The organism is Pseudomonas sp. MYb193 (assembly GCF_002966775.1).
Classification (GTDB): domain Bacteria; phylum Pseudomonadota; class Gammaproteobacteria; order Pseudomonadales; family Pseudomonadaceae; genus Aquipseudomonas; species Aquipseudomonas paracarnis.
Window position 1 is genome coordinate 5,441,284 of sequence record NZ_CP023269.1, and the last position, 16,897, is coordinate 5,458,180.

At 59.2% G+C, this 16,897-nt stretch carries 20 protein-coding genes; 11 read left to right on the forward strand and 9 right to left on the reverse strand.

Annotated features, from left to right (window positions below):
- Positions 1-48: 48 nt before the first annotated feature.
- The 6 genes from CLM72_RS24880 (at position 49) to ycaC (ending at position 5,010) form a co-directional block, all read left to right on the forward strand.
- The gene (locus CLM72_RS24880; protein WP_105228683.1) at positions 49-507 is read left to right on the forward strand and encodes an N-acetyltransferase; all 459 of its coding nucleotides are present in this window, start codon (positions 49-51) and stop codon (positions 505-507) included.
- 322 nt (positions 508-829) lie between these two features.
- Positions 830-1,486 (forward strand): DedA family protein, encoded by a 657-nt coding sequence (locus tag CLM72_RS24885; RefSeq protein WP_105228685.1) that lies wholly within the window; start codon positions 830-832, stop codon positions 1,484-1,486.
- Positions 1,487-1,492: 6 nt separating this feature from the next.
- Positions 1,493-2,308, forward strand: coding sequence for a zinc-dependent peptidase (locus CLM72_RS24890; protein WP_105228687.1), 816 nt, complete (start codon positions 1,493-1,495; stop codon positions 2,306-2,308).
- A gap of 109 nt (positions 2,309-2,417) precedes the next feature.
- Complete coding sequence (gene ppa / locus CLM72_RS24895; protein WP_003176323.1) at positions 2,418-2,945, forward strand: inorganic diphosphatase; 528 nt, start codon at positions 2,418-2,420, stop codon at positions 2,943-2,945.
- Positions 2,946-3,156: 211 nt separating this feature from the next.
- Positions 3,157-3,927 (forward strand): S24 family peptidase, encoded by a 771-nt coding sequence (locus tag CLM72_RS24900; RefSeq protein ID WP_034126892.1) that lies wholly within the window; start codon positions 3,157-3,159, stop codon positions 3,925-3,927.
- 450 nt (positions 3,928-4,377) lie between these two features.
- Entirely contained in the window at positions 4,378-5,010 is a 633-nt protein-coding gene (gene ycaC, locus CLM72_RS24910) for an isochorismate family cysteine hydrolase YcaC (protein WP_105228689.1), read from the forward strand.
- Between the two features lie 131 nt (positions 5,011-5,141).
- Here the strand turns inward: ycaC and CLM72_RS24915 are convergent, their stop codons facing one another.
- From CLM72_RS24915 to CLM72_RS24955, 9 genes are all read right to left on the reverse strand, one after another.
- Positions 5,142-6,299: a glutathionylspermidine synthase family protein gene (locus CLM72_RS24915; RefSeq protein WP_105228691.1), complete on the reverse strand. Its 1,158-nt coding sequence runs from the start codon at positions 6,297-6,299 to the stop codon at positions 5,142-5,144.
- 11 nt (positions 6,300-6,310) lie between these two features.
- Positions 6,311-7,021, reverse strand: coding sequence for a DUF1190 domain-containing protein (locus tag CLM72_RS24920; RefSeq protein WP_034126869.1), 711 nt, complete (start codon positions 7,019-7,021; stop codon positions 6,311-6,313).
- Positions 7,022-7,039: 18 nt separating this feature from the next.
- On the reverse strand, positions 7,040-7,468 hold the full coding sequence (locus CLM72_RS24925) for a DUF350 domain-containing protein (protein WP_003194539.1): 429 nt from the start codon (positions 7,466-7,468) through the stop codon (positions 7,040-7,042).
- Between the two features lie 15 nt (positions 7,469-7,483).
- A complete protein-coding gene (locus CLM72_RS24930; protein WP_054918144.1) occupies positions 7,484-8,158 on the reverse strand; it encodes a DUF2491 family protein in 675 nt (224 codons plus the stop codon).
- Positions 8,145-9,179 carry an ion channel gene (locus CLM72_RS24935; protein WP_105228693.1) on the reverse strand — a complete coding sequence of 345 codons (1,035 nt, stop codon included), beginning with the start codon at positions 9,177-9,179 and terminating at the stop codon, positions 8,145-8,147. Before CLM72_RS24935 ends, CLM72_RS24930 begins: the two co-directional genes overlap by 14 nt.
- Positions 9,180-9,251: 72 nt before the next feature.
- Positions 9,252-9,812 (reverse strand): rhomboid family intramembrane serine protease, encoded by a 561-nt coding sequence (locus CLM72_RS24940; protein ID WP_105228695.1) that lies wholly within the window; start codon positions 9,810-9,812, stop codon positions 9,252-9,254.
- 96 nt (positions 9,813-9,908) lie between these two features.
- Positions 9,909-10,607, reverse strand: coding sequence for a PspA/IM30 family protein (locus tag CLM72_RS24945; RefSeq protein WP_057975573.1), 699 nt, complete (start codon positions 10,605-10,607; stop codon positions 9,909-9,911).
- Between the two features lie 17 nt (positions 10,608-10,624).
- The gene (locus tag CLM72_RS24950) at positions 10,625-11,206 is read right to left on the reverse strand and encodes a YjfI family protein (RefSeq protein ID WP_105228697.1); all 582 of its coding nucleotides are present in this window, start codon (positions 11,204-11,206) and stop codon (positions 10,625-10,627) included.
- A 228-nt stretch (positions 11,207-11,434) separates the two neighbouring features.
- The gene (locus CLM72_RS24955; RefSeq protein ID WP_105228699.1) at positions 11,435-12,466 is read right to left on the reverse strand and encodes a YhcG family protein; all 1,032 of its coding nucleotides are present in this window, start codon (positions 12,464-12,466) and stop codon (positions 11,435-11,437) included.
- Positions 12,467-12,640: 174 nt separating this feature from the next.
- Here CLM72_RS24955 and CLM72_RS24960 point away from each other — a divergent pair, with 174 nt between their 5' ends.
- From CLM72_RS24960 to dxs, 5 genes are all read left to right on the forward strand, one after another.
- Positions 12,641-13,285, forward strand: a complete 645-nt coding sequence (locus CLM72_RS24960) for an NAD(P)H-dependent oxidoreductase (protein WP_105228701.1) — start codon at positions 12,641-12,643, stop codon at positions 13,283-13,285.
- The gene (locus tag CLM72_RS24965; RefSeq protein ID WP_105228703.1) at positions 13,224-13,601 is read left to right on the forward strand and encodes a MerR family transcriptional regulator; all 378 of its coding nucleotides are present in this window, start codon (positions 13,224-13,226) and stop codon (positions 13,599-13,601) included. The genes CLM72_RS24960 and CLM72_RS24965 overlap by 62 nt, the downstream gene beginning before the upstream one ends.
- 156 nt (positions 13,602-13,757) lie before the next feature.
- On the forward strand, positions 13,758-14,000 hold the full coding sequence (locus CLM72_RS24970; RefSeq protein ID WP_003194556.1) for an exodeoxyribonuclease VII small subunit: 243 nt from the start codon (positions 13,758-13,760) through the stop codon (positions 13,998-14,000).
- Complete coding sequence (gene ispA, locus CLM72_RS24975; protein ID WP_034126861.1) at positions 13,997-14,884, forward strand: (2E,6E)-farnesyl diphosphate synthase; 888 nt, start codon at positions 13,997-13,999, stop codon at positions 14,882-14,884. The genes CLM72_RS24970 and ispA overlap by 4 nt, the downstream gene beginning before the upstream one ends.
- Before the next feature lie 110 nt (positions 14,885-14,994).
- Positions 14,995-16,893 (forward strand): 1-deoxy-D-xylulose-5-phosphate synthase, encoded by a 1,899-nt coding sequence (gene dxs, locus CLM72_RS24980; RefSeq protein WP_105228705.1) that lies wholly within the window; start codon positions 14,995-14,997, stop codon positions 16,891-16,893.
- Positions 16,894-16,897: the final 4 nt, after the last annotated feature.

Sequence of the window (16,897 nt, forward strand, 5' to 3'; positions counted from 1 at the left end):
TCACGGCCGCTCGTGTGGTCATACCCCATTTGGAAGTTGAGGCCTGGCATGCGGATTACTCAAGCGACCCTGGAACACCTGGACCTGTTGACCCCGTTGTTCGTCAAATACCGCGAGTTCTACGGGGCCTTGCCGTTCCCGGACTCGTCACGGGCCTTCCTGGAAAAGCGCCTGCGGCGCAAGGAGTCGGTGATCTACCTGGCCCTGGCCGACGATGACGACAAGCGGCTGCTGGGGTTTTGCCAGCTGTATCCGAGTTTTTCTTCGCTGTCGCTCAAGCGGGTGTGGATCCTCAACGACATCTATGTGGCCGAGGACGCACGCCGGCAACTGGTGGCCGACAACCTGATGCGCACGGCCAGGAAAATGGCCAAGGACACCCACGCGGTGCGGCTGCGGGTATCGACCAGCAGCGATAACGACGTGGCGCAGAAGACCTATGAATCGATTGGGTTTCGCGAAGACACCGAATTCAAAAACTACGTGTTGCCGATCAACGAAGACTGAAAACCAGTCAGCCAGACACCGCAATATCCTTGTAGGAGCTGGCTTGCCTGCGATGGGCGGAGTGTCAGCGAGCATTTCTCATACTGACCCACCGCTATCGCAGGCAAGCCAGCTCCCACATTGGATCCGGCGACTGGCTTGAAGCCCAACCCCTTCACAATTTCGCGACACTCCCCGCTACAAAAGCCGCACGCTTTTCACCTCTCAATCCGTATAATGCCGACCTTTCAGGGTTGTAAGAACCGCGACAATTACTTGTAGCCTTATTGCCTGAGCTTCCGCACAAGCCCGCTGAGTCGGGCTATTCACACAGGTGCCATCCATGGATTTCAACCCGCTCGACCTTATCCTGCATCTCGATGTCTACCTCGACATGCTGGTATCCAATTACGGTCCGTGGATCTACGCCATTCTGTTCCTGGTGATTTTTTGCGAAACCGGCCTGGTGGTCATGCCCTTCCTGCCGGGCGACTCCTTGCTGTTCATCGCCGGTGCTGTAGCGGCTGGCGGCGGTATGGACCCAGTCCTGCTGGCCGGCCTGCTGATGCTGGCGGCCATCCTCGGCGATAGCACCAACTACGTGATCGGACGAACGGCGGGCGAGCGCTTGTTCAGCAACCCGAACTCCAAGATCTTCCGCCGCGACTACCTGCAAAAAACCCACGACTTCTACGACAAGCACGGCGGCAAGACCGTGACCCTGGCGCGCTTCCTGCCGATCCTGCGTACCTTCGCGCCGTTCGTCGCGGGCGTGGCCAAGATGCCGTATCCGCGCTTCTTCGGCTTCAGCGTACTGGGCACCATCCTGTGGGTCGGTGGCCTGGTGACCTTGGGTTACTTCTTCGGCAACGTGCCTTTTATCAAGAAGAACCTGTCGCTGCTGGTGGTGTTCATCATCCTGCTGTCCCTGGTGCCGATGATTATTGGCGTAGTGCGCAGCCGCTTTGGCCGCACGTCCTCCGAAGCCAACCCGCACTGACCCCCCGTGTGGTCCCTCAGCGCCTGGCGTCGCCGGCGCCTGCTGGCCAAGCACCCGATTGCCGATGACACCTGGCAACGGGTGCGCCACCACCTGACCTTCCTCGACGGCATCACGCCGGAGCAAGACCAGTGGCTGCGCGAAGCCTGCGTGGTGTTCCTCAGCGAAAAACACCTCACCGCCCTGCCCGGCGTCGAACTGCACCAGGAACAACGCCTGCTGCTCGCCGCGCAGGCGCAATTGCCGCTGATGAACCTGGGCGACCTCGACTGGTACCAGGGCTTCCATGAGATCGTGCTGTACCCCGACGACTTCCTCAGCCCGCAACGCCATCGCGATGCCAGTGGCGTGGAGCACGAATGGGACGGCGAACACAGCGGCGAAGCCTGGCAACAAGGCCCGGTGATCCTCGCCTGGCCTGGTGTGCTCGCCAGCGGCCAATGGGAAGGCTACAACCTGGTCATCCACGAACTGGCGCACAAGCTGGACATGCTCAACGGCGACGCCAACGGCCTGCCACCTCTGCACCATGACATGCGCGTGCAGGACTGGGCCTGCGTCATGCAAGGCGCCTTCGATGACCTCAACCGCCAGTTGGACGCCAACCCAGACGCCGAGACCGAGATAGACCCTTACGCTGCGGAAAACCCGGCGGAATTCTTTGCCGTCACCAGTGAATATTTCTTCAGCGCCCCGGATTTACTGGTCAATAGTTATCCAGAGGTGTACGCCCAACTCAGCCGCTTTTATCGCCAGGATCCCCTGGCCCGCCTGATTCAACTGCAAGCCAGCGACCCGCGCTACTCGCCACAGGGCGAATGACCGTACGACGCTTGGCGCATGGCATCGGCGTCAGAATATGCCTATAATCGCCGCCACTTTTAGGCCAATCCGGCCATGTCATATGGCCAACTAACGGGGGCAACGCCCAATGAGCTACAGCAAGATTCCGGCTGGCAAAGACCTGCCGAACGACATCTACGTCGCCATCGAAATTCCGGCCAACCACGCGCCGATCAAATACGAAATCGACAAAGACAGCGACTGCCTGTTCGTTGACCGTTTCATGGCCACCCCGATGTTCTACCCGGCCAACTACGGTTTCATCCCCAACACCCTGGCTGACGACGGTGACCCCCTCGACGTGCTGGTCGTGACCCCTTACCCGGTCACCCCAGGCTCGGTTATCCGCGCCCGTCCAGTCGGCATCCTGAACATGACCGACGACGGCGGCGGCGATGCCAAAGTCATCGCAGTGCCACACGACAAGCTGTCCCAGCTGTATGTGGACGTGAAGGAATACACCGACCTGCCGCCACTGCTGCTGGAACAGATCAAGCACTTCTTCGAGAACTACAAAGACCTCGAAAAAGGCAAATGGGTGAAGATCGACGGTTGGGGCAACGCAGACGCCGCCCGCGCCGAGATCATGAAGTCGGTTGCCGCCTACAAAGGCTGATACCCGCGCCTCATTGCCACGGCAAATAAAAAGCCCCGTTAATTCGGGGCTTTTTTATGGGCGAGACTAAACATTAAGTTCAATGTTTAGTTGCAGCGTTTAACCAAGTTGCACATATGAAAGATCGAGCCATAACTAAGCTAGATCCTACAACTGCAAATCAACGCATGGTTTATTTGATGGGACTTTCCGGCCAGTAAACTCTGCGTTTATGAATACATCAGGTGATCGTTTAAAAGCACTACTACGGGAAGTTCATCTTTCCGCCTCCGACTTCGCCAAGAACCGCGGCGTCACGCCTCAGCACGTGAACAACTGGTTCAAACGCGGCGTCCCCATGGGCCGACTCAACGAGATCGCAGAATTGCTGTGCGTCTCTAGTCGCTGGTTAAGCGACGGTAAAGGCCCCAAGCACCCGCCTGCCAACTACCTGTTGGAAGGCCCCATCGCAAGGATTGCAACTACCCGCGAAGACACAGGCAAATACCTCACAGGCCCCGCCTGCCGCCCGGAAAAAACCGACGTGGAGATTCCTCTCCACCCCACCTTCACCTCAACCGAACGCATCCGCGTCTCCCTGCACAATCTGGAAACCCTCAACGTCAACCCCGACCGCGCGATAGGCGCCTACATGGTCGACAACAGCATGATCGACATCATCCAACAAGGCGCCACCCTCGCCATCGACCGAGGCCGCACCCAAATCATCGACGGTGAAATCTACGCCGTCGAACACGACGGCATGCTGCGCATCAAATACCTCTACAACCGTCCTGGCGGCGGCCTGCGCATGCGCAGCCACAACGCCAGCGAACACCCGGACGAATACCTCAACCATGAGGAGCGCTTCGAACAAAGCTTCAAGATCGTCGGCTGGGTATTCTGGTGGTCCACCCTAAACAACCGCCGCCCACCGGTGCCGCTGGATGAACACCTGCTGGGCTGGGAAGGCTCTAAATCGGAACCGGAGGTGGGCAACTGAGGTGAATGTGGGTATCATGCGCCGCACATTTGGCAGGGGTCGCTTCTAGCTGACACCCTGCTGGCGAAGCGGAGGAGTTCCCGCGGATGCCCCTACTATTCAGCCTGACGCAATGTGGGCTGAGCGATTTGAAGGCTGGTGAGGTTTGTCAAAAACAAGCTGAGGCAGTCCCCGAGAAGCCGGCCACAAGCCGGCTTTTTAATGCCCGTAAAACACAGTTCCAATTACCCAACAGCTGCTGGCCCACCCTTCAATCAATGTCATTGAGGCAGACAATTCATTCCTGTTCTGCGCAGCGACCTGAGGCCTGAAATCGCGCCTTAACCATTGTCCACCTTAAGTTGACAGTAAGACTCCTCCCACCCGATTTATCCCCCGTCACCCACCCATTAATCTGTGCCCATGTTGAACGCAACGCCCAACCAACCTAAACAAAAAAAGGATTCAACCATGAGCACTGCAACCTACAACCGCTTGAACAAAGACGACGCCATTGTTCTGCTGGTCGACCATCAGACCGGCCTGATCTCCCTGGTGCAGGACTTCTCGCCCAACGAGTTCAAGAACAACGTGCTGGCCCTGGCTGACCTGGCCAAGTTCTTCAACTTGCCGACCATCCTCACTACCAGTTTCGAGCAAGGCCCTAACGGCCCGCTGGTGCCGGAGTTGAAGGAGATCTTCCCGGACGCGCCGTATATCGCTCGCCCTGGTCAGATCAACGCCTGGGACAACGAGGATTTCGTCAAGGCGATCAAGGCCACCGGGCGTAAGCAGATCATCATTGCCGGTGTGGTGACGGATGTGTGTGTGGCGTTCCCGACGTTGTCGGCGCTGGCGGAAGGGTTTGAGGTGTTTGTGGTGACGGATGCGTCGGGCACGTTCAACACCACGGTGCAGCAGGCCGCGTGGAGCCGGATGACGCAGGCCGGTGCGCAGTTGATGAACTGGTTCTCGGTGGCGTGTGAGCTGCACCGCGACTGGCGCAACGATATCGAAGGGCTGGGGAATTTGTTGTCCCAGCGGATTCCTAACTATCGCAATTTGATGAACAGCTACTCGGCCCTGTCTGCTCGCCAGAGCTAAGACTGCCATGCTCCGTATTGAGCCTGCCTGAAAAGGCAGGCTTTTTTATGGGCGTAGATTGAGATGCGCGTGGGTGACGCGGAGCGTCACTGGATGCATTACCACGCGGAGCGTGGGAACGATCAACTTCCTTAATCCAGGATCAAGTGCGGCAGAAACCGGCTTGAGTCCTTGGTGATCAAGCTATTGTCCTCTCGCACCCCAATCCCCGCCGCCTGGTCGCCAATTACCCAAGAGCCGATCAGCGTGTAGCTGTCCCCAAATTTTGGCAGCGGTGCGAACTCCTGAAGGATGAATGGCGCATCCGTGTAGGGGCCGTCTTCTTTTACGATCAGGCCGTCGGCGGTTTGTAGTTCGATGTTGGCGCCTTCCCGGGAGAAGAACGGCTTGCGCACCCAGCCTTTTGGCACGGCCTTGCCTGGGTCGGTGTCCAGGTGGGACGCGAGCAGGTTGGGGTGGCCTTGGTTGAATTCCCACAGCAGCGGCAGGATGCCTTTGTTGGAGAGGACGGATTTCCACGCGGGTTCGAAGAACTGCGTGTCGCTCTGGGCAATCGCGGCACCAAAGGGCTCGTGGAAGATGAACTCCCAGGCGTGCAGTTTGAACAGGTGGGGGATCCAGCGATCTTCAAGGTCGACGAAGCGGCCTTCGCTGGTCAGGCCGATGTCTTCGACGTCGATGTGGCGCGATTCGATGCCGACTTTTTCGGCAACCAGACGCAGGTAGTCGGTGGTGCCTTTGTCTTCGATGGAGTCTTTCATCGAGGCGAAGTAGAACGGCTGGCTGACCTGCAGTTGGGCGAAGGCCTGGTGCAGTTTGGTGTCGATGCTATTGAACTGGTCGGCGTGCTTGGGCAGCAGGCCGCGTTCGATGCATTGTTCCAGCCAGCCCCACTGAAACGCGGCTGCTTCGTAGAGGCTGGTGGGGGTGTCGTAGTTGAGCTCCAGCAACTTGGCGGGCCCGCTGCCGTTGTAGGAGAAGTCCATGCGCCCGTACAGGTGCGGGTGACCTTCGAGCCATGAGGTTCGGATCATGTCGTAGAAAGGCGCGGGGATGCTCAGGCGTTCAAGCAGTTCTTCGCTGTGGACCACGCGGGCGACGAGGTCCATGCACATGTCATGGAGCTCGGTGGTCGGGTCTTCGAGGTCGCGCTCGATTTGCTTGAGCGTGAACTGGTAGTACGCGCTTTCGTCCCAGTAAGGTTCGTCGTCGATGGTATGGAACAGGAAGCCAAGACTCTCGGCTGTGTGTTTCCAGTCATGACGCTCTGCGCATTGGATCTTCTTCATGGCCGGTGTCCTTAGCTGCTCGACCCGCCGCCCCAGCCGCTGCGTGCGCTGGCTTTGCTGCCGAAGCCGCCGCGGGAGGTGGCCGATGAAACCGAGCTCGACTTAGGTGAAGAGCGCAGCGTGTTGGTGTAATTGCTGCTGCCGTACCGGGCCTGGTTGGAGCGGCCAAAGGTCGCGCCATTGGAGACGCGTTGGTTGAGCGTCGAGTTGCCATAGTTGCCACGATCATCGCGATAGCGGTACACCGGTTCCGAACGGTAGCTGTTGCGGTTGTTGCTCAGCATGTTGCCGATCAGCAAGCCGGTCAGCAGGCTGCTGGTGGAGAAGCCTGAGCCGCCGCCGCTGGCCTGAGCGTTGGCCGCTTGCGCATTGGCAGCGTCGACCTGGGATTGGGTCACCTGGCCTTCGGCGGTCAGTTCGAAACCGCCCAAGCGCGGGATGAATTTGCCGGTGGAGTCTTGCTGGCACCAATCAGCGACAAAGTCAGCGTCGCAATCGGCCTGGCTGTCATACACCGGCGCAATGCGGCGATGCTCGGCCATGGCCGTCATGTAGGCGTCCGAGCAGACGTCCACCGGAAGCTTTTCATCGGCGCATTGCTGTACCGACTGGAAGTTGTACTTCTTTTGCAGGTCGTAGGTTTTTTCCGTTGGGCCGCAGCCGGATATCGCCATGGCGACCGACGCAGCCAGCGACAGCTGGACGTACTTGCTTCGTTTCATCGGGAGCTCCGTGCGCAATCAGTTCGAGGTGGGCGTCATGCACGCGGCATTCAGCATGCCGACGCTGATGGCCACCGCGGCCACGTAGATACCGGCTGCCAGTTCGCCCTTCTTGATGCGCTCGGACGTGCCTTTGAGCACCAGGCTGGTCAGCAGGAACGCCAGCAGCTGGACGACGGCGGCGATCACGGCCCAGACGATGAAGTCGAGAACGTTGATCGAGTAGGCAATCACGTTGCTGGCCGGAATGGCGAAACCGACGATGGCACCGCCCAGGGCGACCGCTGCGGAGGTGTTGCCCGCACGGATCAGTTCGAACTCCTTGTGCGGGGTGATGCGGGTGTAGATGAACTGGAACAGCGCGAACAGTACCGCAGCCCCCAGGATGTAGAGGACAAAGCCGAGCACCGCAGCTTTGTTGAGGGAGATGGAGAGTGCTTCTAGCATGGACGGCTTCCTTTTTTAGAGCGTAGTCAGGTCGGTGGTGTACAGCGAAATGCCCAGGGATGTGCTCAGGCTGATGGTGCCTTCGGCATCTTCTTCGACGGAGAACAGCAGGAACTCTCGACGGTCGGTCAGGCCGGTGTCGCGGGCGTATAGCATCGAACGGTGCTCGACGCTGTAGGTGGCTTCTGGGCTGGTGACCTGTTCGCTCATCGCCACCAATTCGGTCTGGCCGTCCTCGCTGCCCCACTCCCGGAAGTACTCGACGCCGTCGTGGGTGTAGGTCGGCAGCCCGATCAGGCTCTGTGGGCCCGCCAGCCTGCGCAGTTCCGCTTCGCTGCTGATGGTGACGTAGCTGAGGTAGTTGAACAGAATCACTGACTCGACCTGGCCCGCTATCTGGCCGGTGGTGTGCACCTGCAACCAATAATCTTCGTCGTTCATGTAATAACGCGACAGCCAGGTGGACTGGCCAAGATCGATGGTGCCATTGCTCCAGATTTCCTGGGAGCCGGGGATCACCACGTTGGTTTTTTCATCGAGCAGCAATTTCAGGGTGGTGTCGAACATCACGCCCTTGCCCGGCGCCAGGCCCAAAGGACCGGTAGCAGGCAGGCTTGGGCTGGCGGTTCGGCTCGAGTCGGTAGTGGCTTTGGGGGCCTCAAGCCCCATCAACTGTTTAAGCCATCCCATGGGAGATTTCCTTAAGGCGAGTGGAAGCGATGTAGAAGAGTTCGCCGCCTTTGACCTGTGTGGCACTGGGCGGGTTGATCGACGGCTGCTGAACGCCTTTGGCGCGATAGCCGATGAGGGTGGCGTTGTGGCGCTCCTTCATCTGCGTGTACAGCTCGCCGAACGTTGCCTCAAAGGCATCGGGCAATTTCATCAGGTACTGGGTGGCGCCCTGCCCCACGCACAGCAACTCATTGATGACCACCGACGACCCCGGATCCTGGGAGGCGCGCACCAGCATTTCGATCGCCATGCTGGACGTGCATTCCAGGCGCGGGGCGTAGGAGCTGGCCAGTGCAGCGATTTCACTTTCGTTGAAGTGGGCGACCACATGCCCGACGGGGCTCAGTTGATTCACCGCCAGCACGGTGGCCAGCGTCAGGTCATCAGACGGGGTTCGCACCAGCACACGCTCGGCACCGGGCACACCGGCACGCAGCAACAGTGCGGTGGAAGACAGGCTTTCGCCGCGGATGAACGCTGCTTTGCCCGGCATCGGGTTTTCTTCAAGGCTGCAATCGCAGATCACGATCAGGTTGTCGTTCGAGGTTTCGTCTTGCAGCAACAACTCAATCACCCGCTCGCTGGACGCGCCCTCCCAGCCGATCAGCACGGTATGGCCGACCTTGCCGGTGAAATCACCTTTGCCCTTCATGCCTTTTCTCCATGCATCGATAACACTGCTGGTGGTTTTGCCGATGGCGGCCGTGAGCAGCGCAATGCCCCCGAGCATGACCCAGGCCGCCACGAAAATTCGTCCCGCCGAGGTCTGCGGCGCGAGGTCGCCATAGCCGACGGTGAGTGTGGTGGTGAGATAGAAGTAGATAAACGTGGCGGGAGCAGTGAGGTGTTGTTCGCCCAGCAACACCAGGCCCAGGTAAGCCGCGCTCAGGTGGACACCCAAGGCAACGATCAGTCCTGCCCAACCGAAGCGGTGAAAGAGGGACGAGGCGTACATGCGTAACAGTAGGAAAATCGACATTTGGCCCCTGGCTCCCTGGGTACTTGAATCCTGACGACAGCATCGCCTCGGCGTCTGGATGCTCAAGTGCGTTCACCCGGCATTAAACCCGCTGCGCGGCGTGGATAGAAGTACCTTGGCTGCAATAAATCCGGCGAGCGCACCAAACAGATGCCCTTCGAAGGAAACGCCCTGCCGCGGAAGGAAGCCCACGACCAGTCCGCCATACAGCAAAGCCACAACAGCGGCTGTTAGCAGGTTGCCCCAGCTTCTGTGGAACCAGGCGCGAGACAGCAGATAGGCCCATAGCCCGAACACCCAGCCGCTGGCGCCGACGTGTACGCCTGAAAAACCAAACAGCCAGACCAACAAGCCGCCCAGCAGAATGATGATGGCGCTGACGGCGATGAACCGGTTGACCCCTTCGATGATGACCAGAGAACCCAGGATCACAAAGGCAATCAGGTTGGCGCTCAGGTGGGCGAAGGAGGCGTGCAAAAACGGTGATGCGAGGATGCCGAACAGACCCTGCATCGTTCTCGGGATTAGCCCGAATGCCATGAGGCTGTAACCGGTCGCCACATTGAGCAGTTGCAGCGCGACCATGAAGAGGGCCAGGCCTGCGATTGTCTTGAAACCCTTCAAGGCGTTCATCCTGACCTCAACATACAAAAGAAGGGCACTGCAACTCTGTGGCGAGGGAGCTTGCTCCCTCGCCACAGAGTTGCAGGCTTAACTGACCTGCGTTGATTACTCAGCCGACTTTTGCTTCAGACGCTCCAGAATCGCATTGGCACTGCCTTCGTTCGGCGTGATGCCGGCATCGCGCAGTTTGCGTTCCAGGTCCGTGCCCGTTGACGCATCAGCCAGCTCATCCTGGGCTTGCAGCTCAGCGGCACGTTGCTGCTGCTTGGCCTGCAAGCGATTGAGCGTACCGACGGCGGTTTCCAGCTTGCCGTTGGCACCACCGCTGGCAATGGAGGCACTGACCTGGGCCTTTTGCACGCTGTCGCGAGCCTTGGCCATGTCCACTTGCTGGCGCAGGCTTTTGATGCGGCTCTCGGCTTTGGTGATGTCTTTGCGCATGCTTTCAGCGTACCCACCGAACTCGGTCGTCTGCTTTTGCTCCACGTCCCGCTCGTTGGTCAGGGTCGAAATGGCTTCGGCCACTTCCAGGGCGAGGTCTTCACGGTTGGCCTGGATAGCGGCCATCGCCTTGGATTCCAGGTCTTTGATCTTGGCGTCGTACTCGCCAACGCGATCAGCCGCCAGTTTGTGCTTGGCCATGATGCTTACCAATTCACGCTTGGCGTTGGCCAAGGCGCTGTCGGCATCGCGAATTTCCTGGTCGAGGATGCGCAGGGCCTGTTGGTCGACGATCGATTCGCCGACTTCGCTGGCACCGCCACGCAACGCGGTGAACAATTTGCTCCAGATGGACTGAGTCATTGGATTTTCCCGAATAATTAAATGAAGAAACGTTCGAAGGCTTCGCTGGCGCGCTGCACGTTATCAACCAGGGTTTTCACCTCGGTCACGATGTTGGTCAGGCTGGAGTCGGAGCTGAGCGCACCGAACATGTTGTAAACCACCTGCCCGTTCGGCATGGACTCGATACCGATGGACGACAACGGGAACATCTCCCGGCTGCGCAGCACGGCGTCGTTGAATTTCGCGACATCGTTGATGGACTCGGCGTCGACCAGGACGGTATCCACGATGATTTGTTCGCCCACCACCGCGATGTAAATCGGCAAGCCACCAAAGTCGTTCATCTCCAGCTTGATGCTGGACTCGGAGCCTTGGACGAGAGAAAGCGTAATGTCATTGGACGTCACGTCATCCAGCGCCTGAAAAGCACTGAAGAGGCGATCGATATTCCAGTTGGTACCTGCGCTCATGAAATTCTCCGACATGAATGAGCCAGCCAGGATCGGTTGGCGTAGCTGTTTCTCCATTTGCTTGAGCAGGCTTCGGTTTTCGGGAAGCACCCAAGTCTCGTGTTTCACATAACCGGCCGCCGCCAGCCCCGCACGCATCTGCTTCATGTAAAAGCTCGACGGCTTTTTTGCGGACGGCTTCAAGCGCTCTCCCTTGAGGCTTGCTGAATCGGTATCGGGCCCAGTTGATGGGCTCGATGGAGAGCTGCTGTTCATGGTACTGACCTCGCTGTGAAAAACTCACGCGTGAGAAAATCTACAGGCAATCCGCAAGGTACTCAATAGCTCACGCGTGAGATTTTTCCTTACATTTTTCAACCACCGAAAAGACCCTGCCTACCCCGCCAACTCTCGCTCGATTTGCTCGATGCTAGGCAAGCTCGATTGCAGTTCGGCTGGCAAAGACTCCATCAGTTGATATTCCGCCACACCAATAGGTCGGTTGTTATCGCGCAGTGCATATTCAGCCACCACTTCATTTTTACCCTTGCACAACAAGAGGCCGATAGTCGGGCCGTCCTGTGGGTGCTTTATCTCGGCATCCACCGCCGCAAGATAGAAGCTCAATTTGCCCAGATGCTCGGGCTTGAACTTGCCTGCCTTGAGTTCGATCACCACATAGCAACGCAGCTTCAGGTGATAGAACAACAGGTCGATGAAGAACTCATCGCCGCCTACATTCAGCAGCACTTGCCGGCCAACGAAGGCAAAACCTGCGCCCAACTCCAACAAGAAGTCAGTGACATGCTTGATCAGGGCGTTTTCGATTTCGCGCTCTTGTGCATTCTGGCCCAGGCTGAGGAAATCAAAACGATAAGGGTCCTTAAGAGACTCGCGCGCCAGGTCGGATTGCGCTTTGGGAAGATGGCTTTCGAAGTTGCTCACTGCCTTGCCACTGCGTTCCAACAGGCGGTTTTCAATGTGCATCACCAAGGTGTTGCGCGACCAACTATGCTTGATCGTTTGGATGGCGTACCAACGTCGCGTTTCAGGGCCGGGAAGTTTGTCCAGAAGTGCGATTTGATGGTACCAAGGCAATTGTGCAAGCACCTCTTGCACAAATTCCGAATCCGGCCACGCCTCGGCAAAAGCACGCATGTACTTCAGATTGCGCGGCGAAAAACCCTTGATGTCAGGAAAGGCCGCCCGCAGATCTTGCGCAAGGCGGTCGATCACCTTGCTACCCCAGCCTTGAGCGTGCTGACGCGTCAAAATATCGTGTCCCAACTGCCAGTAGAGCAGCACCAGCTCACGATTAACTGCTATTGACGCACGCTGTTGCGCCTGATGGATACGGCCTTTGAGGTCTGTCAGCCAATCGCCGTAGCCCTCAGGAGGCGCGATCAACCCGATAGAAGTTTCGCTCATGCCTTTTTTACTCTGGTGTTTTCGGCAGGCTAGCCAGCCGACAGTACCGTCACAAGCATTCGAGAACAGTTCAGGAAGGGTCCCGCGTACCTCACAGAAAGGTCCTGCTGGCACTTGACTCTCCCCTATACGGCACCCCCTACCCTGAATGCCCTTTTCTCAGAACTTATCACCATGAGTCAGCGCATTCTGGTCATTCTCGGCCACCCGTCCTCCGATAGCTTTTGTTCCGCCCTCGCACACACCTATATCCACGCTGCGAAAACGGCCGGCCACGAAGTCCGCGTCCTGCGCCTGGGTGATCTCAGCTTCGACCCAATCCTTCATCATGCTTACACCCAGGTTCAAGTGCTGGAACCTGACTTGCTCAGCGCCCAGTCCGACATCCTTTGGGCCGAGCACCTGGCCTGGGTTTTCCCTGTCTGGTGGGGCGGTGTCCCGGCCCTGATGAAGGGCTTTATCGACCGCGTTTTCCTACCCGGCTTTGCCTTCAAATACCGCGCAGGCAAGGCATTCCCAGACAAGTTATTAAAGGGCCGAACCGCGCACTTGTTAGTGACCCTCGACACGCCGCCGTGGTATTACCGCTGGGTTTATCGCATGCCGGCCATCCACCAGATGCGTCGTACCACGCTGGCGCTTTGCGGTATCACGACCGGCAAGACGCTGCTGTTGGGGCCGGTGCTGGGCTCTTCGCTGACGCAGCGGGCCAAGTGGCTGAAACAGGCCGGCGCACTACTTGAAAAAGGGAGTTTTCATGTACATCGGCAAAGCCGCGCAGTTGTCCGGCACGACCATCAAGGCGATTCGTCACTATGAGGCGATCGGGCTGATGCCAGCACCTGCGCGTCAGGGCGGTTATCGCGTTTATACCGCGCAGAGTGTCGAGCGGCTGATGTTTATAAAGTGCGCGCAACAGCTGGGGTTCAAACTCAAGGAATTACAGGAGATTTTGCAGGGGTACGAGGGTGATGCGCTTCCTTGGGACAAGGCTGATCAAGCCATCGCCAATAAGAAGCAAGCGTTAGCCATGCAAATTGTGGCATTGCAGAATATGCATCGGGGTTTATTGGTCTTCGAGGCCCAATTGAAAGCGGCGCAGGGGGAGTGCCCGGTCGCCACGAAGGCAAGCTGAGACTCGGTGAGCCGAATAAGGTCGCTAATCGGCTCATTGGGTGAGCCGAATAAACCCATCAATCGGCTCACATCCTCGTGTGTGCGCCACTCATTTGCCCCAATCCCCCATGTCTGCTAGTGTCGCGCCGGTTTACCGTCTACCGGAATTGCCGCCATGGCCCGCAAAAAAGTTGCACTCGATTTCGAACAATCCCTCGCCGACCTGCAAGCCCTGGTCGAGCGTCTGGAGAACGGCGAGTTGTCGCTGGAAGACTCGTTGACAGCGTTTGAGCAAGGCATCGGCCTGACCCGCGACTGTCAGAGCGCGTTGGCGCAGGCGGAGCAGAAGGTCCAGGTGTTGCTGGAGCGTGACGGGGAGTTGGCCGAAGAACCTTTCGATGCGGAACAGCCGGAATGATCAGCGCATATCAGGCCAGTAGCCAAGCCCGGGTGAATGCCGCGCTGGAGCCTCTGTTTGTTGCGCCAAGCCCGGAAATGACGCGCCTCTATGAAGCCATGCGCTACAGCGTGATGAATGGCGGCAAGCGTGTGCGCCCGTTGCTGGCCTATGCCGCCTGCGAAGCTCTCGGGGCGCCGGCAGCCGAGGCGAATGGTGCGGCCTGTGCGGTCGAGTTGATCCACGCCTATTCCCTGGTGCATGACGATTTGCCAGCAATGGACGATGACGATTTGCGTCGCGGCCAGCCCACCACCCATAAAGCCTTTGATGAAGCCTATGCGATCCTGGCCGGTGACGGCTTGCAGAGCCTGGCGTTCAGCGCATTGCTGGACCCGCGCTTGAGCAGCGTCAACGCCGAGATACGCCTGCGCATGGTCACCGCCCTGGCCCACGCCGCAGGCCCGGCTGGCATGGTCGGCGGGCAAGCCATCGACATGGGATCGGTCAGCCTCAAGCTGGATCAAAAAGCCCTGGAACATATGCATCGCCACAAGACCGGCGCGCTGATTGAGGCGGCCGTGCAGTTGGGCGCCCTGGCCAGTGGCCGCGCCGGCGCCGAGCAATTGGCGGCCCTGCAGACCTACTCACGCGCTATCGGCCTGGCCTTCCAGGTGCAGGACGATATTCTCGACGTGGAAAGTGATACCGCCACCCTCGGCAAACGCCAAGGCGCCGATATCGCACGGGACAAGCCGACTTATCCTGCCTTGCTGGGGCTGCAAGCCGCCAAGGCGTATGCCGTCGAGCTGCGCGACCAGGCCCTGGATGCCCTGCGACCTTTCGACGCGGCGGCCGAGCCACTGCGTGACCTGGCGCGGTATATCGTCGAACGTCGCCACTGACAGCCGCGGCCATTTGCGCCGCATATCGGCCAAGTTAGGCCCTCTGCGTGGGCAGTTTGCACGGCTTGAGGTAAACTGCCGCCTCTTCTATACCTATAACGATTCGCCTGATGCCCACGACGTTTCAAGAGATTCCCCGCAAACGCCCGTCTACGCCCCTGCTCGACCGTGCTGCCACGCCGGACGGCCTGCGTCGACTGGGTGAAGCCGAGCTGGAAACCCTGGCCGATGAGCTGCGCCTGGAATTGCTCTACACGGTCGGACAGACCGGTGGGCATTTTGGCGCCGGGCTGGGCGTGATCGAGCTGACCATCGCCTTGCATTACGTGTTCGACACCCCGGACGACCGGCTGGTGTGGGACGTGGGCCACCAGGCGTATCCGCATAAAATCCTCACCGGCCGTCGCGAGCGCATGGCCAGCCTGCGTCAGAAGGACGGCCTGGCCGCCTTCCCGCGCCGTGCCGAGAGCGAGTACGACACTTTTGGCGTCGGCCACTCCAGCACGTCCATCAGTGCAGCGCTGGGCATGGCGATTGCCGCCCGCCTGCAAGGCAGTGAGCGCAAGGCGATTGCGGTGATTGGTGATGGCGCGCTGACCGCCGGCATGGCCTTCGAAGCGCTGAACCATGCGCCGGAAGTGGACGCCAACATGTTGGTGATCCTCAACGACAACGACATGTCGATTTCGCGCAACGTGGGTGGCCTGTCCAATTACCTGGCGAAGATCCTCTCCAGCCGTACCTACGCCAGCATGCGCGAAGGCAGCAAGAAAGTGCTGTCGCGCCTGCCTGGCGCGTGGGAAATCGCGCGTCGCACCGAAGAATATGCCAAGGGCATGCTGGTACCCGGCACCCTGTTCGAAGAGCTGGGCTGGAACTATATCGGCCCTATCGACGGCCACGACCTGCCCACCCTGATCGCCACGTTGCGCAACATGCGCGACCTCAAGGGCCCGCAGTTCCTGCATATTGTCACCAAAAAAGGCAAAGGTTTCGCTCCGGCGGAAGTCGATCCGATTGGTTACCACGCGATCACCAAGCTCGAACCCCTCGATGCCCCCGCCGCCGCGCCGAAAAAAGCCAGCGGGCCGAAGTATTCCGGGGTGTTTGGCGAATGGCTGTGCGACATGGCCGCCGCCGACCCGCGCTTGGTGGGTGTTACCCCGGCGATGAAGGAAGGCTCCGATCTGGTGGCGTTCAGCGAGCGTTTCCCGCTACGTTACTTCGACGTGGCGATTGCCGAACAACACGCCGTGACCTTCGCGGCCGGCATGGCCTGCGAAGGCGCCAAGCCAGTGGTGGCGATCTATTCCACCTTCCTGCAACGCGGTTATGACCAGCTGGTTCACGATGTGGCGGTGCAGAACCTCGATGTGCTGTTCGCCATCGATCGCGCCGGCCTGGTAGGCGAAGACGGCCCGACCCATGCCGGCAGTTTCGACCTCTCGTACCTGCGCTGCATCCCCGGCATGCTGGTGATGACTCCGAGCGACGAGAACGAACTGCGCAAGATGCTCAGCACCGGCCACCTGTACAACGGCCCGGCCGCTGTGCGGTACCCGCGCGGCACCGGACCGAACGCCGTGATCGAAAAAGACCTGGAGCCGATCGAAATCGGTAAAGGCATCGTGCGTCGCCAAGGCAGCAAAACTGCATTCCTGGTGTTTGGCGTACAACTGGCCGAAGCCTTGAAAGTCGCTGAGAAGATCGACGCCACCGTGGTCGACATGCGGTTCGTCAAACCACTGGATGACGCGTTGGTGCGCGAGATCGCCGCTGGCCATGAGCTGCTGGTGACCATCGAAGAGAACGCCATCATGGGCGGCGCCGGTGCGGCGGTCAGCGAGTTCCTGGCGCGGGAGAATATCCTCAAGTCGGTGCTGCACCTGGGCTTGCCGGATGTATACGTCGAGCACGCCAAGCCGGCGCAGATGCTGGCTGAATGCGGGTTGGATGAGGCGGGTATCGAGGCGTCCGTTCGCGAGCGCCTGGCGCTACTGAATCTGTAATCTG